Raw genomic sequence first — 23,066 nt, 5'->3', positions numbered from 1 at the left:
CTTATTATAAAACCATAGGCATGATAATCATTGATAGTCCTTGGGATTTGACTATAAATGCTGAATTAGGTTCATTTACACTTAAAGTGAATTTTTCTTCTTCTATAGAAGTTAAGAAGTCAAGTAAATATTTGATTTTTATAGTAAGATTAAATTCTTCACTCACTCCTGTTTGAATTTCAAGTTCTGTTTTTGCTTCCATATTGTCTAAACTTATACCTTCAAAGATGATTTTATCTTTGTTAAAATGAAGTTTCATTTTTTCAGTTACAACGCTGATTTTTTTAAGACTATCTATAAAATCTTCAGTTGAAAAGCTAAGTTCTTGTTTGAAAGTTTTTGGTATAACTTTTTCATAATCTGGAAATTTATCGTTAATAAGTTTTGTAAAGAATTCAAAGTTTTCATTTTTAGCGATAAGCATATTTTGATCATAAAAAATTTCTATTTTTTCATAGAAAAGTTTTTGCATTTCCATGATAGCTTTTTTAGGGATACTAAAACTGAATTCTTGATTATTTGCTTTTTCTAAAGTATAGATTGCAAGGCGTTTTGTATCAGTTCCTACGAAGTTAATTTTATCTGTTTTTATATCTAAAAATGCACCATTTAAGGAGTATTTTGGGTTGTTTGTATCAATACTTGGTAATATCTTTTTAAGAGAACGGCTTAAATCACTTGAATCAATGTCAAATTGGTTTTTTCCTTCTGTATTTGGAAAATTTGGAAAATCTTCGTGATTAAACATAGGAAGTTTGTATTTTGTACTTTTTTGTCTTATAAATAAGAAATTATCAATAGTTTCTAAAACAACTTCTTCATTATTTAAGCTTTTAATAACATCTGCAATACTTTTTGCATTTGCAGTAGCAAAACCACTTGATTCTACGCGGATTTTTTTTATCTTATAGTTGATACCTATTTCATAATCACTAGCTCTAATAAGAAGTTTATCTTCATCAGCATGAAAAAAAAGATGAGAAGTAATGGTGCTTGAATCTTTTTTTTCTACATAAGCATTACATAAAATCACTGCAGATTCTAAAGTATTTTTATTGATACTTAACTTCATTTTTTCTCCTTGGTTTATTTTAATTTAAATTCGTTGTAATAATAAGCTTGTTGAAATTGTGAAATTCTTCAAAGCAAAATAATCAAATTTGTATTTTATCATACTTTGCTTAATTTCTTTTTTTTCACACTCTAGAATTTATTTTTCACATCCTTTCACTTAACTTTGACTTTTAACAAGAATTTTGTTTTTAAGTTCTTCGATTTTTGCTTTTAAAGAAGCATCATTTTCTATCATTTCTGTGATTTTTTTAACATTATGTGAAATAGCTGTATGATCTTTCATTTCAAAATAATTCGCAAGTTGTGGCATAGTCAAAGCTGTAAGTGTCCTAGCTAGGTAAATCACAATGCGTCTTGCTGTGACTATATTTTGAGTTTTTTTATTGGATTTCACATCGCTTGGTTTGATGTTAAATTCTTTACATACTAAAGATAAAATATCATCTATGGTGATATTTTCTTTCTTTTCTTTGATATGATCTTTCATCACACTTTTGGCAAGTTCGAGTGTGATTTCTTGTCCTAGTATGGTTGCATAAGCATTTAAACTTATGATGATACCTTCGATTTCTCTTATATTATCCCCTAAAGAAGTAGCGATATAGTTTATGATATCATTAGAAAGATTGATATCGTTAAATTCACATTTTTTTCTTATGATGGCTATTTTTGTATCTAGTTGAGGTGGAGTTATATCAGCTATGATCCCATGTGCAAAACGACTTTTTAAGCGTTCGGTTATACCTTTTAGCATGTTGGGTGGATTGTCTGAAGTCATGATGATTTGTCCATCGTTGTTTTTGATTTCATTAAATATAAAGAAAAATTCTTCTTGAATTTTATCGGTTTTTCCTAAAAACTGCACATCATCTATAAGCAAAACATCGCAGTTTCTATACTTTTCATGAAATTTATCTAAAGAGCCATTTTTTAAATTTGAAGTAAAATCATTGATAAAATTCTCACTTGTAGCGTAAATGACTTTTTTTCCCATTTCTAAGCTCGCATTTCCAACTGCTTGAAGTAAATGTGTTTTTCCAAGTCCTGTAGGCCCATAAACAAAGATAGGATTATAAAGTTTTCCAAGCTTGTCTTTATGTATTATAGCTTTACATGCTCCATAAGCGTATTTGTTAGAATCCCCTACAACAAAACTTTCAAAAGTAAAAGAAGGATTTAAAATCGTGCTTTGTGCTTTTATATGAGCTATGTCGATTTTTGTGCTTTTGTTGCTTTGCTTAGCACTTTGTGCTTGTATATTTATGATGGCTTTATTTCCACTTTGTACTTCATAAAAATGCGCGATTTTTTTGCCGTATTTTGTTTGTATGAATTTAGCCATGAGTTCATTTGGAGCGTTAAAAACCAAAAGATCTGCTTTGCTTTGCTTTTCGTTGAATTTTAAATTTGATAAATAGTTTTCGTATTCGTTTTCGCTTAATTCTTTTTTTAAATTTTCAAGTATTTGGCTTGGATTCATAATCTCTCTTTAAATTTTGCATAATGTATAAATTTTATCTTAAATTTCATAAAAAAAGGTTAAAATCCGCTTTTGTATTTTATTTTCAAAAGGTATGAATTTGAAAATTTTAGGTATAGATCCAGGTTCAAGAAATTGCGGTTATGCTATCATAGAAGCCAACAAAGGAAAAAACATTCTCATAGAAGCAGGGCTTATAAAGATAAAGCCAAGTACTTTACAGTATCAAATCACAGAGCTTTGCGAGGGTTTGGACTTGATTTTTAAAAATCATTCTTTTGATGAGGTAGCTATAGAAGATATCTTTTTTGCTTACAATCCAAAAACTGTTTTAAAACTCGCACAATTTCGTGGAGCCCTAACTTTAAAAATTCTTCAAATTCATGGAGACTTTGCAGAATACACTCCCTTACAAGTGAAAAAAGCCGTCACAGGAAAAGCCAAAGCAACCAAAGAACAAGTTGCTTTTATGGTAAAAAGACTTTTAGGACTTAGCAAAGATATCAAGCCTTTAGATATCACAGATGCTATCGCAGTGGCTTTAACTCATGCGGCAAATTTAAGAGTTAGGGTATGATTTTGGTAATTTTCATTACACAAAAGCCTAAAGTTCCATAAACTCCCAAAATACCTTTAAATTTTTTCTATATTTTTTAAAAATTTCATAAAAAATTTCAAAAGTTGGAACAGAACTTGCTTGTAAAACTTCACATAAACGCAAAAGTTTTTTAAAGCCAAAGCGTTAAATTTTTAAAGCAATATTTTATAAAGGATTTAAGATGATGAGATCACTTTGGTCTGGCGTAAGCGGACTACAAGCACATCAAGTTGCGATGGATGTTGAAGGTAATAACATTTCAAATGTTAATACTACTGGTTTTAAATATTCTCGTGCAGATTTTGGAACTATGTTTAGCCAAACAGTAAAAATCGCTACAACTCCAACTGATGGAAGAGGTGGACAAAACCCACTTCAAATCGGTCTTGGCGTTTCAGTAAGTTCTACTACAAGAATTCACTCTCAAGGTTCAGTTCAAACTACAGATAAAAACACTGACGTTGCTATCAATGGTGATGGTTTTTTCATGGTGAGTGATGATGGTGGTCTTACAAACTATCTTACAAGAAGCGGAGATTTTAAACTTGATGCTTATGGGAATTTCGTAAACAATGCCGGTTTTGTTGTGCAAGGATGGAATATCAACTGGGATGATCAAACCATAGATAGCTCAAGAACTCCACAAAACATTTTCATCGATCCAGGTATGCATATCCCTGCAGCAAAATCAACTGAAGTAGCTATCAAAGCAAATTTAAATAGTGGTTTAAATATAGGAACTTCAAGCACGAATTTATACGGACTTGACTCAGTTCATGGATGGAATACTAAAACTAATAGAGCTGAAGATGAAAATGATACAGGAACCACTCAGTTTTATACCACTTCTAAAAATTCGGTTGAAGTAACTGAAAAAGGCGTAGATGCAGGAGCTTTGTTTAATGCAAAAGGAACAGGGCTAAATCTAAGAGATGGACAAGGAATTTGGGTATCTTATGCGGATGCAAAATATTCAACAAATAAAATAGGATTTAATGTATTTGATCCAAATTTACAGCAAAATCAAACTTCAGCCTTTTGGGGAACAGCAGATCAAAAAGTAAATTTAGATATAACTTTAAATGGAGTTAGAATTCAAAATGAAAATATCCAAAGTATAGATGAAGCGATTGCTTATATTAATACTTTCACTGCACCAACAGATACTAGAGAAGGAACAGGAGTAAAAGCCGTTAAAAATGCTGATGGTAGTGGTATAGATTTTGTCAATACAAATTCTGATGGCACTACGGATAATATGAAAAATATAAATCTTGTAGTCGCTTCTACTAATACAGCTGGAGAGATTTGGAACGCTACTTGGAACGCAGAAAAAAAATCGTTTACTTTTTCTCAAACAGGAATTCCTGCTATTGAAAAAAATGGAACTTCTCTATGGACAGCTGATAAAGTGGCATATGATCCAACTCCTCCAGATGGTCCAGCTACAAAAATTACATTAACAGGAACTGATAGAGTAGAAGTTATTACAGCTCATAAATATATTTATAGTTCAAATCCTGTAGATATAGGTCCTATGTATAATCCTGATGGAGGCCCTTCTTTTAAAGATAATGATAATGTCCAAAATACAAGACCAACGGATCCTGCTTCAGGAGCTTATTATGATGCAGTAAATGGTAGACTTTTAAATACAAATGCAAGAACCTTTAGAACCACAGAAGATTTAAGAGAGCTTTTGCAAAGAGATGCAAGATATGGGGTAGATTATGATGGAAGTGGATCTTTTTCATTAGATGATATTAATCAAAGTGTAAAAGTTGTGGTAAATTCAAGTGGACATTTTGCTATTTCTAATGCTAATGAAAAATCAGAAATTCCAGCTAATGCTTTTAATAATGGAAATGGTGGTGCAGGAACAACACAAACAACAAATCCAAAAAATATGAGTTTTAATATCACTGCTTATTCTAACAAGGCTGGAACAGTAAGTACCAACGATGCTTTTACAGCTATCTTTAAAGCTTGGGATGGTCCTTTAACAGTGGGTGGCTCTATCAAAGAAAGTGAACAACTTAAGATGAGTTCTTTCTCAGCTGGACTTGAAATTTATGATTCTTTAGGTTCAAAACACACTTTAGAAGTGCAATTTGTTAAACAAAGCACCACTCAAGATGGGGGTAATGAATGGCAAATGATCATTCGTGTACCAGAACCTGCAGAGATCAACACTACAGGAGAAGGTCCTACGAACATCATCGTGGGTAGTGCAAGATTTAATAATGATGGATCTTTAGCAAGTTATACACCAAAAACTATAAATTTCTCACCAAACAATGGTGCTGCGCCAAATCAACAAATCAAACTTTCCTTTGGAACAAGCGGAAGCAATGACGGTCTTGTAAGCTCAAACTCTGCTTCAACTCTAACAGGACAAGCAACCGATGGTTATACTTCGGGTAACTTAAAACCTGATGCTATCCGCGTTGATGATAAAGGAAATATCTTGGGCGAATTTACCAATGGTAAAACTTTTGCAGTGGCAAAAATCGCTATGGCTTCAGTGGCTAATAACTCAGGTCTTGAGGAAATCGGCGGAAACCTTTTCAAAGTTACTGCAAATAGTGGTAATATTGTAGTAGGTGAAGCAGGAACAGGGGGTCGTGGTGAGATGAAAACCTCAGCTCTTGAAATGTCAAATGTGGATTTGAGCCGTTCTTTAACAGAACTTATCATTATCCAAAGGGGTTATCAAGCAAACTCAAAAACCATTTCAACCAGTGATCAAATGCTTCAAACCTTGATCCAGCTTAAACAATAATTTAAGCTTAGTATTCTATAAAATATTGTTTTTTGCTCCCTTTAAGGGAGCAAGCCTTGCTTTGCAAGCCTATCTTGGTAGTCTTGTAATACTAGGCTTAGGCTTGAACTGCCTTCAATTTATTGCTAACTCACTCTTGCTAGGGGTGAGTTGCAATAAAATTGCATTTTCTTATCTGTATCATAATCGTTTTAAAAACTTATTTTGTTATAATTTTTGCTTGAATTTAAATTTAAGGAAAATCTATGCGTTATGGTGAAAAAGAAATCAAAGAATTTGATGTAGAAAATATGGAAATTTGGCCAAATGATGCGAAAAATGACTATATCATTAAAATCACTTTGCCTGAATTTATGTGTTGTTGTCCGCGTTCGGGTTATCCTGATTTTGCGACGATTTATCTTGAATATATGCCTGATAAATTTGTGGTTGAGCTTAAGGCGATAAAGCTTTATATCAATACTTTTATGCATAGAAATGTTTCACATGAAGCAAGTATCAATGAAATTTACAATACTTTAAAAGATAAACTAAAACCAAAATGGATTAAAGTTGTGGGGGATTTTAACCCGCGTGGAAATGTGCATACGGTAATAGAATGTCGTAGTGATATAGTTGTTCCGAAATAATATTTGAGTAAAATATTCACATATTTTTATGTAAAGATTAAATATTTTATAAAAAATTCTTATTTAATCTTTGAAGAATATATAATATAAAAAGATCTAAAATTTTTAGATCGAATTTTATTATAAGGAGTTAGGTTATGAATAAAAAATTATTAAGCATTGTCGCAAGTGCTACTTTGTTTTCAAATTTGGCTTTAGCAGATGAGAATTCTGGTTTTTTTATAGGTGCTGATGCAGCTTGGATGCATGCTCAAGTAAAAAGTGAGTTAAAACATAAGAATACAAAGCAAAATTTTAATGGAGATATTTCAGGTAATATACCATCGTTTGGTCTAAAACTTGGATATCGTTTAAATGAAAATCATAGAATTTATGCTGGTTATAATTATTCTGATGAATTTAGTGATTTTATCAAAACTCCTAGAATTCAAATCGAAGGTGATTTTACTACACATAAATTTTTAACAGGTTATGATTTTACTCCTAAGCTTTTTGAAAAAACCAGAGCTGTTTTAGGTGTGTATGGAGGATATGCAAGAACAGATCTTACCTTAAAAACAAGCTTTTTATCTTTGTCGCAAAATTTTGACGGTTATTTTTATGGAGCGAAAATAGGTGCTTTATATGATTTGACACCACATAATGAAATAGAATTAGGCTTTAAAGCAGAGCAAATTCATTATAATTCTAGAAATTTTTATCAAAATAAAGTGGGCTCAAACTTTTACGATCCTAAACAAACAAATTATGGTGTATATTTAGGATATAATTATAAATTTTAATCTAATGCAAGTTTTTATAACTTGCATTAATGAAATCAACCTCCACCAATAAAGTATTTTTCAACATCATCAAGTAATTTTTCACAAATTTGAGAATCTGTATTTTTTTCTACTATAAGATTTATATAAGTTTTAGTATCTCTAAAGCTTCCTGCTGATTTTGAATTTTCGCGAGTGAGTTTTTGAGTGTCTCTAGTGTATTCTATATTGATGTTAAATTTTAGCGCAGCGCTTGCTTCTCCTAAATTTGTTTTTACTACTACATTCATTTTAGAAGCTTTAGCGAGTGTGGCTTGGGTTTTATTTATGATTTCTTTAAAGCGTTGGCAAGATCGTATGAGTGTAGCGATAAATTTGTTATCAAGTCCCTCATAAGCTACTTTGAGTTTGTTTTTGATATCTTTTGTACTTTCCTTTTCAGGGGCGACAAAAACCATGTAAAAACCGTTTTTTATAGCTACATTGTCTGTTTTTACATCGCGTCCACTTGACATAACTTTAACATAAATGGCATTATCAAGATAAACACGATCTACCATAGGGCCATAAATTTCGTATTCTTTTTTTCGGACTATGACTTCACGGGCTAGCATATTTAATTTTACATTGGCTTCGTGAATAACAGGTTCCATTTCTTTTTTAATCTCTAAGAGTTCTTTTAACATCAACATCCTTTTTGTTACTTAAAATTACAATTATATCAATAATTTTCTTAATTTAAGAATTTTACAAACACATTTACTAAAAATATGATACATTAAGGATTAATTTGAAACAAAGGAGGAAAAGATGAAACAAATTTTTGAAATTTCAAATTCAGTCCAACAAAAAAGTAAAGACAATACTTTTAATCTGCTACTGCAACTCTCACTCTAAAACTCAATTTTATTTTTAATCATTTTTTACATTTTTAATTTTTTATCATTGTTGTTAAGTTTTTGAATTTTTAATTCATTTAGTCTGTTTCGTTTTAAAGGATTAAATCATGAAAGATAATAAAATCATAATCTTTGATACCACTTTGCGTGATGGAGAACAAGCTTTAGGCAGTTCTTTAGGTATCAATCAAAAATTACAAATCGCTTTAGCGCTTGAAAATTTAGGCGTAGATGTTATAGAAGCAGGTTTTCCGGTATCTTCACAAGGGGATTTTAAAGCGGTACAAAAGATCGCTTCTAAGGTTAAAAACTCAACCATTTGTGCACTTTCTAGGGCATTGGATAAAGATATAGATATGGCTTATGAAGCTTTAAAAGTGGCAAAGCATTTTAGAATTCATACTTTTATAGCCACTTCAACTTTGCATATACAAGATAAATTAAAAAAAGATTTTGATGAAATTTTGTCTATGGCAAAAAGAGCGATTATAAGAGCAAGATCTTATACTGATGATGTAGAATTTTCATGCGAAGATGCAGGAAGAACTCCTATAGATAATCTTTGTTTTATGGTGGAAAATGCGATAAAAGCAGGTGCTAAAACTATAAATATCCCAGATACTGTGGGCTATACCTTGCCAAGTGAATTTGCTAATATCATCAAAATTTTATTTAACAAAGTGCCAAATATAGACAAAGCTATCATTTCTGTGCATTGTCACAATGACTTAGGTATGGCAACGGGTAATAGCTTAAGTGCTATTTTGCAAGGTGCAAGACAGATAGAGTGCACTATAAATGGACTTGGTGAAAGGGCGGGCAATTGTGCTTTAGAAGAAGTGGTTATGGCGATAAAAACTAGGAAAGATTATTTAAAAGGTTTTTATACTGATATTAAATGTGAAAATATCTCTAAAACTTCAAAATTAGTTTCAGCTATCACTAATGAAAGCATACCTTCGCATAAAGCTATAGTGGGTAGCAATGCGTTTTCTCATAGTTCAGGTATTCATCAAGATGGAGTGCTTAAAAATAGGCAAACTTACGAGATCATAAGCCCTAGTGCCATAGGAATTCATGAAAATCGTATGCTAATGACAGCAAGAAGCGGAAGAGCTATGATAAAAACTTGCCTTGAAAATTTAGGCTATGATGAAAATACTTATAATTTAGATGATGTTTATGAGCGTTTTTTACGCCTTGCGGATAAAAAGGGTCAAGTGTATGATTATGATTTAGAAGCGTTGATGTTTTTAAGCTATGAGAATGAAGAAGAAAATGAATTTATACTTGAAAAATTAAGCGTGATTAGTGGCAATATCCCAACCGCTTGTGTTTGTATGCGTATCAAAGAAGAGCTAAAAACTGAAGCTTGCACAGGAAATGGTCCTGTTGAAGCAGTTTTTAACTGCATTGCTAGGATAACGAATTTAAAGCCTGTGCTAAAAGCTTATAGTATCAATGCAAAAAATTCAGGAGTAGATGCTCAAGGACAAGTGGATGTGGATTTGGAATTTAAAGGGAGAAAATTCCATGGAAAAGGACTTTCAACAGATGTTATAGAAGCTTCAGCACAAGCTTTTGTGAGTGCTTATAATGCGATTTATCGCTCTTTAAAAGTAGAAGAAAGGAAAATGGCATGAAAACTTATAAAGTAGCTGTTTTAGCAGGAGATGGCATAGGGCCTTTGGTGATGAAAGAGGCTTTAAAAATTTTAACTTTTATCGCACAAAAATACAATTTTAGTTTTGAATTTAATGAAGCTAAAATAGGTGGTGCAAGTATAGATGCTTATGGAGTGGCTTTAAGTGATGAAACTTTAAAGCTTTGTGAGCAAAGTGATGCGATTTTATTTGGTTCTGTGGGTGGGCCTAAGTGGGATAATTTACCCATAGATCAAAGACCTGAAAGAGCCTCGCTTTTACCTTTAAGAAAGCATTTTAATTTGTTTGCAAATTTGCGTCCTTGTAAAATTTATGAAAGTTTAACTCATGCTTCACCTTTAAAAAATGAGATTATCCAAAAAGGAGTGGATATTTTATGTGTTAGAGAGCTTACAGGTGGAATTTATTTTGGTAAGCAAGATTTAGGTAAAGAAAGTGCTTATGATACTGAAATTTACACTAAAAAAGAGATAGAAAGGATAGCTCATATCGCTTTTGAAAGTGCAAGAATAAGAAAGAAAAAAGTCCATTTAATCGACAAGGCGAATGTTTTAGCAAGTTCTATTTTGTGGCGAGAAGTGGTGACAAATGTTGCAAAAGATTATCAAGATATAAACTTAGAGTACATGTATGTGGATAATGCTGCGATGCAGATTGTAAAAAATCCTAGCATTTTTGATGTTATGCTTTGTTCAAATCTTTTCGGTGATATTTTGAGTGATGAGTTAGCTGCCATTAATGGATCTTTGGGTTTGTTAAGTTCAGCAAGTTTAAACGATAAAGGTTTTGGACTTTATGAGCCAGCAGGTGGAAGTGCGCCTGATATAGCTCATTTAAATATAGCCAATCCCATAGCTCAAATTTTAAGTGCGGCTTTGATGTTAAAGTATAGTTTCAAAGAAGAACAAGCCGCACAGGATATAGAAAATGCTATATCTTTGGCATTGGCACAAGGAAAAATGACTAAGGATTTAAATGCTAAGTCGTATTTAAATACCGATGAAATGGGGGATTGTATTTTAGAAATTTTAAAGGAGAATGACAATGGCTAAAACTTTATACGAGAAAGTCTTTGATGCTCATGTGGTTTATGAAGGCAAAAACGAACTTCCTATACTTTATATCGATAGACATTTAATCCATGAAGTAACAAGCCCTCAAGCATTTTCAGGGCTTAAAATGGCTAAGCGTAGAATGGCAAGATCGGATTTAACTTTGGCTACTATAGATCATGATGTTTCAACTAAAAGTATGGATTTAAATGCTTGTTCTGATATGGCAAAAGAGCAAATTACAACTTTGATGCAAAATACTAAGGAATTTGGAGTAAGGCTTTTAGGACTTGGAGATAAAAATCAAGGCATAGTTCATATAGTAGGTCCTGAGCTTGGCTTTACTTTACCTGGGGTTACTTTAGTTTGTGGGGATTCTCATACGGCAACACATGGGGCTTTTGGAGCTTTAGCCTTTGGTATAGGCACGAGTGAAGTAGAGCATGTCATGGCAACGCAAACTTTAAAACAAGCCAAACTTAAAACTATGAAAATCGAATGTAAAGGGCAGTTTCAAAAAGGCGTTTATGCTAAGGATTTGATTTTGTATTTGATCGCACAATATGGCACGGCAAAAGGCACAGGCTATGCTATAGAATTTTGTGGAGAACTTATAAGAAATTTAAGTATGGAAGCTAGAATGACTCTTTGTAATATGGCTATAGAATTTGGAGCTAAAGTAGGTATGATAGCTCCTGATGAGATCACTTTTGAGTATATTAAGGGAAAGGAATTTGCACCTAAAGGAGAAGAATTTCAAAAGTATTGTGAGTATTGGAAGAGTTTAAGAAGCGATGAAGGAGCAAAATATGATGAGAGTATTACTCTAGATGTAAGCAAGATACAACCACAAATTAGCTATGGAACAAATCCTTCGCAAGTGATTGGTATAGATGAAAAAATTCCAAAAATAAGCGATTTTAAAAATCAAAGTGAGCAAAAATCTTTGCTTGATGCTTTATCTTATGTAAATTTAGAGCAAGATCAAGTTATAGAAGGGGTAAAAATCGACATTGTATTTATAGGATCTTGCACAAATGGGCGTTTAGAAGATCTTAAAATAGCCGCTGATATCTTAAAAGGGCGCAAAATTCATAAAAATGTTAAAGCTTTAATCGTGCCTGGTTCAATGCAAGTAAGAAAAGAAGCTGAAAATTTAGGACTTGATAAGATTTTTATCGAGGCAGGGTGTGAGTGGAGATATGCAGGGTGTTCTATGTGTCTTGGTATGAATGATGACAAAGCAAATTCAGGTCAAAGAGTTGCTTCAACTTCAAATCGTAACTTTGTAGGCAGACAAGGTAAAGGTTCTATCACTCATTTGATGAGTCCTGCAAGTGCGGCAGCTTGTGCCATAGAAGGTGTTATTTGTGATAATAGAAAGTATTTAGGAGTTTAATATGCAAAAATTTATTATACATAAAGGTATAGCTTGTCCTTTAGAATATGCTAACATAGATACAGATCAAATTATACCTAAACAATTTTTACTTGCAGTGTCTAAGCAAGGTTTTGGTAAGCATTTGTTCCATGATTTGCGTTATTTAGATGATAAAGAAAGTGTTTTAAATATGGATTTTAATCTTAACAAAAAAGAATATCAAAATAGCTCTATTTTGGTGAGTTTTGAAAATTTTGGTAGTGGCTCTTCAAGAGAGCATGCGCCTTGGGCTTTGGTTGATTATGGTATTAGAGCTATTATCGCACCTTCTTTTGCAGATATTTTTAAAAACAATGCCTTAGGAAATGGTTTACTTACCATAGAACTTGCTAAAGATGAGGTTTTGGAAATAGTTGATGAGTTAAAAAAATCCCAAGATAAAAATATAGAAATTTCTTTGTTGGAAAAAAGAGTATTTTTTAAAGATAAGATTTTTTCTTTTGATTTAGATGATTTTCACAGAATTTGTCTTTTGGAAGGACTTGATAATATAGCTTTGACTTTAAAACATGAAGCACAAATCAAAGTCTATGAAAAAAACTCAAAAAGCTTTTTGGTTTAGAATTTTTTCATAAGCTAAAAAAGGATCTTGGTAATTAGGTATGTCAAAGTTTCCACAAAAATTAAAATCAAGCTTTTTAAAAAGCGAATTCATAGGAAAATTTTTACTATGAGTATCTGCTCTTAAACTTGCCTTGTGATTTTCCAAGGCAAAATTTTCGCAAAAATTTAAAAGTTTTTGTGCTACGCCTTTGCCCTTTGCTTTTTGTTTGACGGCTAAACGGTGTAGATAAAAAGCTTTATCATCATAATTTTTGTTAAAAATAACTTGTTTATAAAATTCAGGTTCAAATTTTTCATTGATACAGATAAAGCCTAAAATTTCATCATTTTCTTTAAACACATAAAGTTCTTGTGCTTGTATATCTTCTTGAAAAACTATTTCATTGGGATAATTCTCATCCCATTGGTGAAAATTCATAGCTTTCATAGCATTTAAAGCATCTTTTGTGATTTCAAGTATAGAATTTAAATTTTTATGGACGGCTTTTTGTATGATAGTGTTTTGCATGATAATCCTTTGTATAAGGAAGGGTGATGGTGGCTCCGATTGGACTTGAACCAACGGCCACTACCATGTCAAGGTAGTGCTCTCCCAGCTGAGCTACGGAACCATATGGTGGAGCATAGCGGGTTCGAACCGCTGACCCCAACGCTGCCAGCGTTGTGCTCTCCCAGCTGAGCTAATGCCCCTTTATAAGTCTGAGATTTTATCGCAATATTACTTGTTTTTGGCTGAAAACTAAAATCAAATTTTTAATTTATGATGTAATATACTACTTTATTAAAAGATTTAAATCAAGTTTCTAAATATGTTAAAGATGAAAAAATTAAAAAACTTTTAATAGAAAAAGATAAAGATAAAAAAGGCGAAAATGGCGGAATAGGAACTCCAGCAACAAGAAGTAATCACATAGAAACTTTAATAAACAGAGGCTATATTGTAGTTTCAAAGGATAAAAAGCAAGTTGTTAATGCTACAGAACTTGGAATTAATTTAATCCAAAAATTTAGATCCTATATTGACAAATCCAGACATGACAGCTTTATGGTTTGAATCTCAAAAAGAGATACAAGAAGGAAAACTAAAAAGAAGCGATTTTTTAAATTCAATTAATGATTTTATTTTAAAAATAATTGATAATGAAAAGAGTTTAAACAAAAAAATTGCTTCTAATGAAGAAAAAGAAAAAATAACTTGTCCTAAATGTCAAAAAGGTTTTTTAAGAGAAATAAATGGAAAATTTGGAAAATTCTTTTCTTGTTCTGAATATTCTAATGGTTGTGATTTTAAGGCAAAATCTGTTAATGGAAAACCTGAATTAGAAAATAAAAGCACTAATTTAAATACATCTTTTAAATGTCCTCAATGTAATCAAGGAGACTTAATAAAAAGAGAAAGTAAAAATGAAAAAAACAAATTTTGGTATGGTTGTTCTGAATGGAAAAATGGTTGTAAATTTATGTGTCCTGAATTAAATGGCGAACCTAATTTAAATGCTAAAAATAATTTTCAAAACAATTATAAGCAAAAGGTTAAATACAAATGAAAAAAATAATTTTATTTTTATTGCTGTTTAATTTCTTATTTGCAGAAGGAACAAATAATGGGCAAGGAGTTGTTTCTGAAACTACTAAAGAAGAAATGCAAAAAATATTTCCTAATAGTGATGATGACATAGATTCTAAAAATGAATGTAGTTGGGAGTGTAGAAAGGTTAATAGCGGATATGGAACTCAAATCATAGGATTTGATTTTAAAAATGGGACAACTTTTTGTAGAGTTTATAAAAATGAAAATTTTGATTTAGATTTAAAATTTAATGCTTCAAAAACTAATTTATCTTGTGCTAAACAAGTGTATACAGGACTTGATACTGAATTAAAAAATTATGAAAATATAGATAGAAAAATTAATTTAGAAAGTATAATTAAATGGACGCCAAGCGATACTAAAATTAATTTTGCAAAATATTTAGTTGCTTTAGCAACTTTAAATCCAAATATTATTGATAGAGAAAAAACTTATAATTTAGGAGAATTAACCTTAAAAGATGGTATAGATAATTTTAGCATTAAAACTATACAAAAAAATCAAAGTTTTATGGATTTTTTGATAGCTCCAAATTCTGTTTTAAATCAAAATAAAGGATTTTCTACTTCAAGTATAAGTTTGCAAGAAGCTTCAGCTGTAGATGGTTTTAATAAAAACAATATGGCATATTTTTCAAATCTATTTTTAACCAATGAAAAAATTTATCAACATTTACAAATTCTAATTCTTGTTTTAGTTGGCGGATTTTTTCTTACTTCAATTAGTGCAGAAAAAATTCAAGCTTACTTAGAAAATAGGGGCGAAAATGAAGGAAAACAAAAATTTTTACATAAATTTTATATTCCAATGATTATGATGGGAATATTTTTTATGCCTATACCTGAAGGAAATGGTTTAGCTCACTCAACAATTATGCAAAACGTCATTAGATATTTTGCATTAAAATCAACAGATATTGCAGATATGGCTAGTGCAATTGGTGGAAAAACCTATATGGATAAAATTTATAAAAGTATAGGTGGAGTAAATATTCAAGGTATTAAAGCCTTATTAGAAAAAAAGAAAGAAAATGAGTTTCTTATAAGTCAAGGAGATGAAATTTATAAAAAAACTTGTTCTTTAAGATATAAAAACCAACTATCTGCCATTAGAGAAAGCTATATCACTTCTTTAACAGATGAAGATAAAGAAAAAATAAAACGATTTTTAGCTGAAGATAGTAATGATATGGCAGGAAAAAATGGCGATATTTCCTTGGAAGCTTGTATAGCTTTAGAAGCTGATATTTTAAAAGCAAGAAATGAAATAACTAAAATAAATTCTCAAATGGAAAAAATTGATAAATTAAGAGATAACACTCAAAAAATCAATGAAATGAAAAATCTTGATGCTTATTTTGCAGTAAGAGAAATGCAACTTGGATGGATAAATTCTTTATTTACGCCAAGTAGTGCAATTTTAGCAGAAGTAACTATGTTTAAAGAAGAGCAAGTTGATGAAGATGAACAAAAAGAAAGGATGATTAAAGCAACTAAAAAAAATATTCAAAACACTAAAGAAAATATAAATAAAGGAGATATTGAAATTAGTAAAGATGATATTACAGATAGCTCTTTAGGATGGATAGCAGGTAAATTAGTATGGATGATGTTACCAGGAGCTTCAACTATAAAAGATTTTGTAATGGAAAATACTGGAAAATTCATGGCTGTAATTCAAGCAGTAGCAGCTTCTACTGTGCCAATCATAGGAACAGTAGGTGGAGCTATCGTTGGATACATAACAGGAACAGTTGCCTCAACAATTACAGGATATGCTATAGCTATAATGTTAATAGAATGGACTTTTCAAAAAATACCATTATTGGTTTGCACTACAGCTTCTATTATAATATTTGTATCTTATTTAGTTTCTTTGATAAAATATTTTTATATTTCACCATTCGTTGTAGCTTTCTCCTTAGCAACTAAAAGAATGGATAAAATTATTGAATTCTTAATTAATGGTATGGCTATATTTTTAAAACCAGTATTAATTATTCTCTTTATATATTTATCATTATTTATAAATGTTTTAGTAGACGAATTTTTCTTATTTGTTTCTGTAGAACAATTTACAGGAATTAAAACTAGCGTATATAATTTTCACACTAACTTTATTATAGGTGCAATCACAGGCTTATTAACCATATTTGCAAAAATTGCTTCAGCGGTAATTATGTGGAATTTAATTATTAAAGGGCCTTCATGGGCTTTATCATTAGTAGGTATTGATGGAAAACAAAGTGAAATGATTTCTCAAGGTATGGAAAACACTTTAAACAAGAGAGCAAATATTGTTTAAAGAAATCTCAACTAAACCAAATATATACAAAGGAATAAAATGGAAAATAAAATGAAAAAAAATATATAGAACTTGAAAGAAAAGAAGGACAAATCAATGACATTCCATACACTATTTTGAAAGTTGAATATCCTAATCTAAAAGAATTAAAAGATAAGGATTTATTAATGCAAAATGACAAAGGACAATGGCTTTGTGGCTATATTGGCTTAAAACACGAACAAAAATTAGATTTTAATAAGTTGAAAAATGAAGTTTGTATAGCCCCTATTTATTTAGAAAAATTTGACACTGATTTATTTGAAAAAGACGAGAATGTTACTAAAATCATATTTTTTGATCAAAATCATTCTTGGAATAAAAGTAGGATAAATACTCAGTTAGATGAAGATTTATGCTTAAAAGATATTGAAAAAGTAGTAAATCACATTATTAATTTTAACAAAAATAATATAAAAGAAGAAAATTCCAATAAAGAATATAAATTTCAAAGGAGAAGAAAATGAGCAATTTAATGATGGAACTTGCAATGATGGACAAGAAAGACTATTATAAAGAGTTTATAGAAAACGATGTAATAAGAGTTATATTTGGTTATAAAAATGAAAAGGAATATGATAGCGATGATTATTTTGAAATGTCGCTTAGAGTGTGGGTAGGAAAAGAATATTTTGATGAATTTCTTAATAATCCAAAAGTGGAAAACAATATGGAAGTTGTGAAATTATTTATGGAAACCCCATTTTTCAAAGAATTAGCAGAACAAACTATCAAGATTGATTTTAAAAATTGGGATTTTATAATCCCCGATTTTTTTAAAAAGCATAATATAAAAATAATTCCTTATTTTCAATTAGGCAATAATGAAAATTTAAGCCCAAAACAATTTTTATGTTTCTAAAAGAACTAAAAGTTAAAGAATTAAAATATATAACCACCATTCTTTGCAGTAAATCAATTGAAGATGAGTATAAACTTTTGCATAAAAAATTTTAGTTAGCAAGAAAAAAGGAGTTAAAATGCTATTAGAGAATATACAAGAAAATAATCAGTATTTTTTTCATTCCTTACAAAATGATATTGATGATATTGCAAAAAATTATATGGATAAATTTTTTGCAATTTTAACCCTAGCAAGAAATGAAAATACAAAGTTTGTAAATTTAAAGCATTTCCATAATTTAAAAAATGCTGAAATGGAAATATTTTTTGATAATGTATTTAGAAACAATGAATTTAAAAAAATATAAAAGATAAATTAAAATTATTTGATAAAGATAGGAAGCATTCAATAAAAAAAGGAAGTTACCTTGTGCTTATTTGTTTTTTAAATGAGTTATATAAAAATCTTATCATTGATGACAAACAATTTGAAAATTTGTTAGTTTCAACAACAAAAGAATATTTCATAAGAATAATTGATAAAAAAAGAAAAGGAATGATTAACATATATTTCCAAAAAGATAAAGAAAATGTATGGGTAGATAGATTTAAAATTGTAACAGATGGTTTTGGAGGCAATGATTATGATGAAAAAATGCTTTATTATGGATTAGAAAAAGCAAATTATATAAAAATAAATGAAAAATTTATAGAAGAAGAACTTGAAAAATTAAATTTATTTAAATTTATTTAAATACAAGGATTTAAAATGAAAAAAACAGATTATTATGATTTTGTAGCATAGAGAAATGTTTTAAAAATTTTTAGGAACTGATTATAGGAAGTAGAAAAAATCATCTTGATATTATGATTACAAATCCAAATGCAAAAGAAAAAAGATATAGAAAAGGATAAAAAGAAAATGGTAGAAGAGAAAGAAAGTAAGGGGAGCAATCTTATACAATTAAGAATTAGCGATAAGACGAAAGAATACCTTCAAGAGAGAGCTGACAGTTTAGGTTTTCCTTTAAATACATATATTTATCATCTTATTATGAAAGATATGGAAACTTTTAATCGAAAGTGATTAAAAGTTTTTTCGAAAAATGCTAAACTCAAAGAAACACTAGATAAAAAAGCTGAAGAGTTAGGCATTAACACAACTCAACCCATAAAAACATTTTAATTATTAGAAATATCACAAAATTTCCTTCGCAAATTGCACTCAACGCTAAGTATACTATAATGATCATTATAATTTATAATCATTATATCAGCATATTGATATCTTCCATTTTCAATTTCTTTTTTAGATTCTTTTTGTGAATTTAAAAGAAAATTATAATCTCTTTCTTTAAGTGTTTTAATATTTTTTATTTCGTTTAAATCAATTAAAGAATACTTTCCACGTGTTTTATACTCTTCATCAATTTTTTTAAGTGCAAATTCATATCCTTCTTTACTTCCTTGCTCTGAATTATAAGTATATTCTTTAAGTTTTAGGTTCTCCACAACCTATAAAAATTAAAGATAATCCAAAAATAATTAAATGCAAACTTTTTTCTTTTTTCATTTTAGTTCCTTCTTATTTTATCTTTTAAATTTTCTTGATATTCATTTTTTTCATTTTTTAGAGCGAAATGTTTTCTTTTTTCTAGTTCATTTTTAACTTCTTTTATTACTATTGTGTCAAATTTTTCAAAGTTTTTATAATAACAAGCTTCTTCCAAAGCTTGAAAGTATTCTTCTTTTGAAGAATACTTAATATTGATAGGTGGATAATTATTTTTAACAAGCTCATAATTCATTAAAAGCCTTGACATTCTTCCATTACCATCAATAAATGGGTGTATTCTAACAAAGTCAATATGTATTCTTGAAGCTCTAATAATAGGGTGTAAATTTTGTGCTTCATTCTCATACCAATTTAAAAAGTTTTTCATTTCAAAATCAATACTCAAATAATCAGGTGGAATATGTTTTGCACCGCTAATCACTACATTAGCCTTTCTATATACTCCAGCATTCTTTATATCAATTGTTTGTAAAATAATTTGATGTAAAGATTTAATATCAAATTCATTTAAAATTGTATTAGCATTTGCAAGTTCTAACATAAAATCAATAGCATGTGAATGGTTTATGGTTTCTAAGTGTTCTTTTACACTTTTTCCTGCAATAGTCATACCTTCAAGCACTGCTTTTGTTTCAAATAAGGTAAGTGTATTTCCTTCGATTGCATTAGAATCATTTGTATATCTTAATTTAAAATCTTCTTCTAGTGATTTTTTAGTTTCAAAAGCTAGTTTGTGTTCTTTCAAAAAATCTTTTAGAATATCAATTTCCTTTAGAACATCTTTTAAATTCATTTTCTTTTCCTATTTTTTATAATGATAGAATATTTTTTTATTTTATCAATTTTTCTATTAATTTAACCATCCCAATACAAAAAACAGATATTTCTCCATATAAGACAGAAATTCCCTAACTTTTCTTTTGTTATTCATTTTTTCTCCTTTTATTCCAAAGATAATCAATATTATATTATATAGTATTATATTATAAAATTTTCACTCCTTAACTTCTAATAACTCCTTGTTTTCATAGATATTGCCTACGATTTCAAAATTATAATAATATTTTTCATAATAAGTTATTTCTCCACCTTGTTCCGCATCTTCATCTATATTCGATGTAAGCACAAAACCATTTTTCCCAAATTTAACAATACCCATATATTTTTGCCAAAAATGATAAGCTGTGATAAATGTATAAAAAGATTTATTTTATGAAAAATTATTTGATTAATTCTAAAATATCTCTTTTTTGTTAAGTTCAAGTTGTCTAGAATAATAAAAATATTTAGTCAAAACCAAAATTCCTATATGGAATTCTTTTTTCTTATCTAAAAATTTCTTAATATATTGATGAGCATTATTAATAATTTCCAATGCATCTTTTGGGCGACTTTTAAAATATTCAATTACTGCTGACAAATTCTCATTATCAATCAAAGCAAAGTGATAATTTGGTTTTAAAGTTCCTTCCATAAACCAAGTTTCGCAAGTTATTTTTGGAGCTAAAACTAAAGAATTAGAATTCATAGCCTATTTTAAGTTGCTTGCTACATCGCCACCCTCTAAAGAAATTATAAATTTATATTTCATTTGTTCTTTTTTGTTTAAAAAGTTTTTTTCCATTGGCTAGGTTGTTTTGAAGTATCTCCTATATCGCAAAAAGTTCTATCAAAATAAGAATCAAAAAATTCTTTTCGATGTTTTTAATATACTGCTCCTCTAAATATTGCTATATCCTTTTTATTTTCATAGTTTATGTTATCTTTTAAAAAGCAAAAATGCCTATTTTTATCAAGTTTTAATAAAATATTATTTATATTATTTTCCAAAGATCTTGATTTGCAAATAGTTGCTTCTTTAAAAGTATGTCTTACATCGCCAAATTCTTTATTCCATAAAAATTCATCTTTAAAGTATTTACTGATTTCATAAGCATCAAAAGCATAAGAGGTGTCTTTAAAAGGAAATTTTCCTATTTTTTCCTTTGCTGTAGGTGTAAAAAATTCATTTATTTGATTATAATATTTAACTCGAGTTTGTATTTCTTCTAAGTCTTTAATATTGTATTTTAAAATATCATTAAAAATTTTATCTAAATTTATTTGAAAAAATATTTTGGTATAAAAGATATTCCTATTTCTTTTAAATTCATCAAAAGTCTTGATTGTAGCATTATAAAAAACCTAATAAATAAAATTTTTAATATTTTATCAAAAATTTAAGAATTTGTAAACAATAAAATAACTTTTGACAGAACAATAATTTTTAAATATTAAAAATAAGAATGGCAGACAGGAAGGGATTCGAACCCTCGAAAGCTTGCACTTTACACGCGTTCCAGGCGTGCTCCTTCAACCGCTCGGACACCTGTCTATGAAATAAAGCTTTTATTATATCTAATAAAAGCTTTAAAAATAAAGAAATTTTGTAAATATTGAAAATAAAATTATTTTTTAAAAAAATCAGAAAATTTTTAGTAAAAAGTAGTATAATTATATTTTTATTTTTAGTCAGGGTAGCTCAGCTGGTTAGAGCGCTGGTCTCATAAGCCGGAGGTCGGGAGTTCAAGTCTCCCCCTTGACACCATTAAGTGTAAGAATTATTTTTTTTCTTTTGTTACTACAAAAACAATTCCGCCAAAACCTATAATCACAACAGCTGTTATAAAAACGATTTCAAAAATATCTAGCATTGTCATTGTTCTTTCGCCCTTTCTTTAAGCTGTCCGCAAGCAGCTGAGATATCAAGCCCTTTACTTTCTCTTATAGTACAAGTTACACCTTTATTGCTGAGTAAATCTTGAAATTTAATCGCATTTTCTAAACTAGGGCGTTTATATAAGCTTCCTTCATGTGGATTAAAGAGTATTAAATTCACTTTGGCTTTAATGCCATTTAAAAGCTTGACTAATTCTTTAGCGTGTTCAAGCTTATCATTGATACCATCAATTAAAAGATATTCAAACATTACCCTTTTTCTTTGATCTATAGGAAATTCACGCACCGCATCCATAATCGCAGCGATATTATAAGCTTTATTGATAGGCATAAGTTCGGTTCGAAGCTCATCATTAACCGCATGCAATGATATAGCAAGTAAAACACCTAAGTTCATTTGACCTAATTCTTTGATTTGTTTTGCTAAACCACTAGTGCTGATGGTTTGACGGCGGGGACTTATGGCAAGCCCCTCATTTTGTGCTAAAATTTTTACCGCTTTAGAAACATTTTTAAGATTATCCAAAGGCTCGCCCATACCCATATATACTATATTTACACGGCGTTCATAAGGGATATTATTTTGTTTTTTGATCCATAAAATTTGTCCGACTATCTCCCCTGCGCTTAAATTTCTTTTCAAACCACCCTTGGCAGTAAGACAAAAACTACATCCACTTTTACAACCCACTTGAGAAGAAACACAGATAGTGTATCTTGCATGAGAAATTCTTTTGCCTTCTGTGTCTATTTTTTCTTCTTTCATAGGCAAAAGCACACTTTCTACCCTTAAACCATCAACGAGTTCAAAAAGATATTTTATACTTCCATCTTTACTTTGCTCATTTTTAACACATTTTACAGGAGAGAAATGAAAATTTTGCGCAAGTTCTAAACGTAGATCTTTTGATAAACTTGACATATCGGAAAAATTATTGGCGTATTTTTGATAAATCCATTGATAAATTTGTTTCACGCGAAACATCGGTTTGATTTTTTCTCCTAATTCTTCGGGTAAAAAATCTAAAATATTAACAAGCTCTTTCAAAAT

The 23,066-nt window shown here is 29.5% G+C and carries 26 protein-coding genes and 4 tRNA genes; 17 read left to right on the top strand and 13 right to left on the bottom strand.

Translation table 11 applies throughout. The annotated features are described in order from the left end of the window. Positions 1-4: 4 nt before the first annotated feature. Together dnaN and dnaA are read right to left on the bottom strand one after the other, a co-directional pair. Positions 5-1,072, bottom strand: coding sequence for a DNA polymerase III subunit beta (gene dnaN, locus AJ885_RS01045; protein ID WP_002860849.1), 1,068 nt, complete (start codon positions 1,070-1,072; stop codon positions 5-7). A 159-nt stretch (positions 1,073-1,231) separates the two neighbouring features. Continuing rightward, positions 1,232-2,554: a chromosomal replication initiator protein DnaA gene (gene dnaA, locus AJ885_RS01040; RefSeq protein WP_020246800.1), complete on the bottom strand. Its 1,323-nt coding sequence runs from the start codon at positions 2,552-2,554 to the stop codon at positions 1,232-1,234. Positions 2,555-2,648: 94 nt separating this feature from the next. Between dnaA and ruvC the strand changes: the two genes are divergently transcribed. From ruvC to AJ885_RS01015, 4 genes are all read left to right on the top strand, one after another. Next, a complete protein-coding gene (ruvC, locus tag AJ885_RS01035; protein ID WP_074497628.1) occupies positions 2,649-3,131 on the top strand; it encodes a crossover junction endodeoxyribonuclease RuvC in 483 nt (160 codons plus the stop codon). A gap of 202 nt (positions 3,132-3,333) precedes the next feature. Further along, a complete protein-coding gene (flgE, locus tag AJ885_RS01030; RefSeq protein WP_070280587.1) occupies positions 3,334-5,934 on the top strand; it encodes a flagellar hook protein FlgE in 2,601 nt (866 codons plus the stop codon). 245 nt (positions 5,935-6,179) lie between these two features. Beyond that, positions 6,180-6,563, top strand: a complete 384-nt coding sequence (gene queF / locus AJ885_RS01020) for a preQ(1) synthase (RefSeq protein WP_070233449.1) — start codon at positions 6,180-6,182, stop codon at positions 6,561-6,563. Between the two features lie 137 nt (positions 6,564-6,700). Further along, a complete protein-coding gene (locus AJ885_RS01015) occupies positions 6,701-7,345 on the top strand; it encodes an outer membrane beta-barrel protein (RefSeq protein WP_044778581.1) in 645 nt (214 codons plus the stop codon). 35 nt (positions 7,346-7,380) lie between these two features. Here AJ885_RS01015 and AJ885_RS01010 read toward each other — a convergent pair whose 3' ends face one another. Then, a complete protein-coding gene (locus tag AJ885_RS01010; RefSeq protein WP_002860843.1) occupies positions 7,381-8,010 on the bottom strand; it encodes a hypothetical protein in 630 nt (209 codons plus the stop codon). A gap of 320 nt (positions 8,011-8,330) precedes the next feature. Here AJ885_RS01010 and leuA point away from each other — a divergent pair, with 320 nt between their 5' ends. Genes leuA through leuD form a run of 4 tightly spaced genes read left to right on the top strand, consistent with a single transcriptional unit; the run spans position 8,331 to position 12,942 of the window. Then, positions 8,331-9,866: a 2-isopropylmalate synthase gene (gene leuA / locus AJ885_RS01005; protein WP_070243343.1), complete on the top strand. Its 1,536-nt coding sequence runs from the start codon at positions 8,331-8,333 to the stop codon at positions 9,864-9,866. After that, the gene (gene leuB / locus AJ885_RS01000; RefSeq protein ID WP_070248648.1) at positions 9,863-10,939 is read left to right on the top strand and encodes a 3-isopropylmalate dehydrogenase; all 1,077 of its coding nucleotides are present in this window, start codon (positions 9,863-9,865) and stop codon (positions 10,937-10,939) included. The genes leuA and leuB overlap by 4 nt, the downstream gene beginning before the upstream one ends. After that, entirely contained in the window at positions 10,926-12,338 is a 1,413-nt protein-coding gene (gene leuC / locus AJ885_RS00995; protein ID WP_072238641.1) for a 3-isopropylmalate dehydratase large subunit, read from the top strand. Before leuB ends, leuC begins: the two co-directional genes overlap by 14 nt. A gap of 1 nt (position 12,339) precedes the next feature. Next, the gene (leuD, locus tag AJ885_RS00990; protein WP_070209953.1) at positions 12,340-12,942 is read left to right on the top strand and encodes a 3-isopropylmalate dehydratase small subunit; all 603 of its coding nucleotides are present in this window, start codon (positions 12,340-12,342) and stop codon (positions 12,940-12,942) included. On the opposite strand, the gene AJ885_RS00985 is transcribed toward leuD, so the two are convergent. From AJ885_RS00985 to AJ885_RS00975, 3 genes are all read right to left on the bottom strand, one after another. Next, positions 12,922-13,452 (bottom strand): GNAT family N-acetyltransferase, encoded by a 531-nt coding sequence (locus tag AJ885_RS00985; protein ID WP_070209952.1) that lies wholly within the window; start codon positions 13,450-13,452, stop codon positions 12,922-12,924. The two genes, leuD and AJ885_RS00985, sit on opposite strands and share 21 nt — an antisense overlap. Before the next feature lie 27 nt (positions 13,453-13,479). Beyond that, positions 13,480-13,555 (bottom strand) — tRNA-Val (locus AJ885_RS00980). A 3-nt stretch (positions 13,556-13,558) separates the two neighbouring features. Then, positions 13,559-13,634, bottom strand: a tRNA-Ala gene (locus AJ885_RS00975). 136 nt (positions 13,635-13,770) lie between these two features. Between AJ885_RS00975 and AJ885_RS10585 the strand changes: the two genes are divergently transcribed. From AJ885_RS10585 to AJ885_RS10385, 8 genes are all read left to right on the top strand, one after another. Then, entirely contained in the window at positions 13,771-13,998 is a 228-nt protein-coding gene (locus AJ885_RS10585; RefSeq protein WP_286086455.1) for a DNA topoisomerase, read from the top strand. Further along, positions 13,964-14,491, top strand: coding sequence for a topoisomerase DNA-binding C4 zinc finger domain-containing protein (locus AJ885_RS00970; protein ID WP_070248646.1), 528 nt, complete (start codon positions 13,964-13,966; stop codon positions 14,489-14,491). The genes AJ885_RS10585 and AJ885_RS00970 overlap by 35 nt, the downstream gene beginning before the upstream one ends. Next, positions 14,488-16,839, top strand: a complete 2,352-nt coding sequence (locus AJ885_RS00965) for a hypothetical protein (protein ID WP_070280585.1) — start codon at positions 14,488-14,490, stop codon at positions 16,837-16,839. Before AJ885_RS00970 ends, AJ885_RS00965 begins: the two co-directional genes overlap by 4 nt. A gap of 167 nt (positions 16,840-17,006) precedes the next feature. Further along, positions 17,007-17,345 carry a hypothetical protein gene (locus AJ885_RS00960; protein ID WP_070274256.1) on the top strand — a complete coding sequence of 113 codons (339 nt, stop codon included), beginning with the start codon at positions 17,007-17,009 and terminating at the stop codon, positions 17,343-17,345. Further along, entirely contained in the window at positions 17,342-17,740 is a 399-nt protein-coding gene (locus tag AJ885_RS00955) for a hypothetical protein (protein WP_172346024.1), read from the top strand. Before AJ885_RS00960 ends, AJ885_RS00955 begins: the two co-directional genes overlap by 4 nt. Positions 17,741-17,858: 118 nt before the next feature. Next, on the top strand, positions 17,859-18,089 hold the full coding sequence (locus AJ885_RS10390) for a hypothetical protein (RefSeq protein WP_004305866.1): 231 nt from the start codon (positions 17,859-17,861) through the stop codon (positions 18,087-18,089). A 62-nt stretch (positions 18,090-18,151) separates the two neighbouring features. Further along, positions 18,152-18,475 carry a hypothetical protein gene (locus tag AJ885_RS00950; protein WP_004305863.1) on the top strand — a complete coding sequence of 108 codons (324 nt, stop codon included), beginning with the start codon at positions 18,152-18,154 and terminating at the stop codon, positions 18,473-18,475. Between the two features lie 129 nt (positions 18,476-18,604). Beyond that, a complete protein-coding gene (locus tag AJ885_RS10385) occupies positions 18,605-18,808 on the top strand; it encodes a hypothetical protein (RefSeq protein WP_140442065.1) in 204 nt (67 codons plus the stop codon). Between the two features lie 95 nt (positions 18,809-18,903). Here AJ885_RS10385 and AJ885_RS00945 read toward each other — a convergent pair whose 3' ends face one another. The 5 genes from AJ885_RS00945 to AJ885_RS00930 all read right to left on the bottom strand — a co-directional run bounded on the left by AJ885_RS00945 (position 18,904) and on the right by AJ885_RS00930 (position 21,671). Beyond that, positions 18,904-19,233, bottom strand: coding sequence for a hypothetical protein (locus AJ885_RS00945; protein ID WP_004305859.1), 330 nt, complete (start codon positions 19,231-19,233; stop codon positions 18,904-18,906). Positions 19,234-19,295: 62 nt separating this feature from the next. After that, a complete protein-coding gene (locus tag AJ885_RS00940) occupies positions 19,296-20,090 on the bottom strand; it encodes a Fic family protein (RefSeq protein WP_004305857.1) in 795 nt (264 codons plus the stop codon). Positions 20,091-20,291: 201 nt separating this feature from the next. Next, a complete protein-coding gene (locus AJ885_RS10035) occupies positions 20,292-20,456 on the bottom strand; it encodes a YopX family protein (RefSeq protein WP_004305855.1) in 165 nt (54 codons plus the stop codon). A gap of 75 nt (positions 20,457-20,531) precedes the next feature. Beyond that, positions 20,532-20,825 carry a hypothetical protein gene (locus tag AJ885_RS10580; RefSeq protein ID WP_251988558.1) on the bottom strand — a complete coding sequence of 98 codons (294 nt, stop codon included), beginning with the start codon at positions 20,823-20,825 and terminating at the stop codon, positions 20,532-20,534. Between the two features lie 758 nt (positions 20,826-21,583). Further along, positions 21,584-21,671, bottom strand: a tRNA-Ser gene (locus tag AJ885_RS00930). 136 nt (positions 21,672-21,807) lie between these two features. On the opposite strand from AJ885_RS00930, the gene AJ885_RS00925 reads away from it, so the two are divergent. Then, positions 21,808-21,884, top strand: a tRNA-Met gene (locus AJ885_RS00925). Between the two features lie 13 nt (positions 21,885-21,897). On the opposite strand, the gene AJ885_RS00920 is transcribed toward AJ885_RS00925, so the two are convergent. Then, a complete protein-coding gene (locus AJ885_RS00920) occupies positions 21,898-21,996 on the bottom strand; it encodes a hypothetical protein (RefSeq protein ID WP_002869298.1) in 99 nt (32 codons plus the stop codon). Next, positions 21,993-23,063, bottom strand: a complete 1,071-nt coding sequence (gene rlmN / locus AJ885_RS00915) for a 23S rRNA (adenine(2503)-C(2))-methyltransferase RlmN (RefSeq protein ID WP_004305852.1) — start codon at positions 23,061-23,063, stop codon at positions 21,993-21,995. Before rlmN ends, AJ885_RS00920 begins: the two co-directional genes overlap by 4 nt. Between the last annotated feature and the right edge of the window lie 3 nt (positions 23,064-23,066).

It is taken from the genome of Campylobacter sp. BCW_6464, from assembly GCF_001762775.1.
Lineage (GTDB): Bacteria > Campylobacterota > Campylobacteria > Campylobacterales > Campylobacteraceae > Campylobacter_D > Campylobacter_D jejuni.
This window is presented reverse-complemented; position numbering and strand designations above follow the sequence as displayed.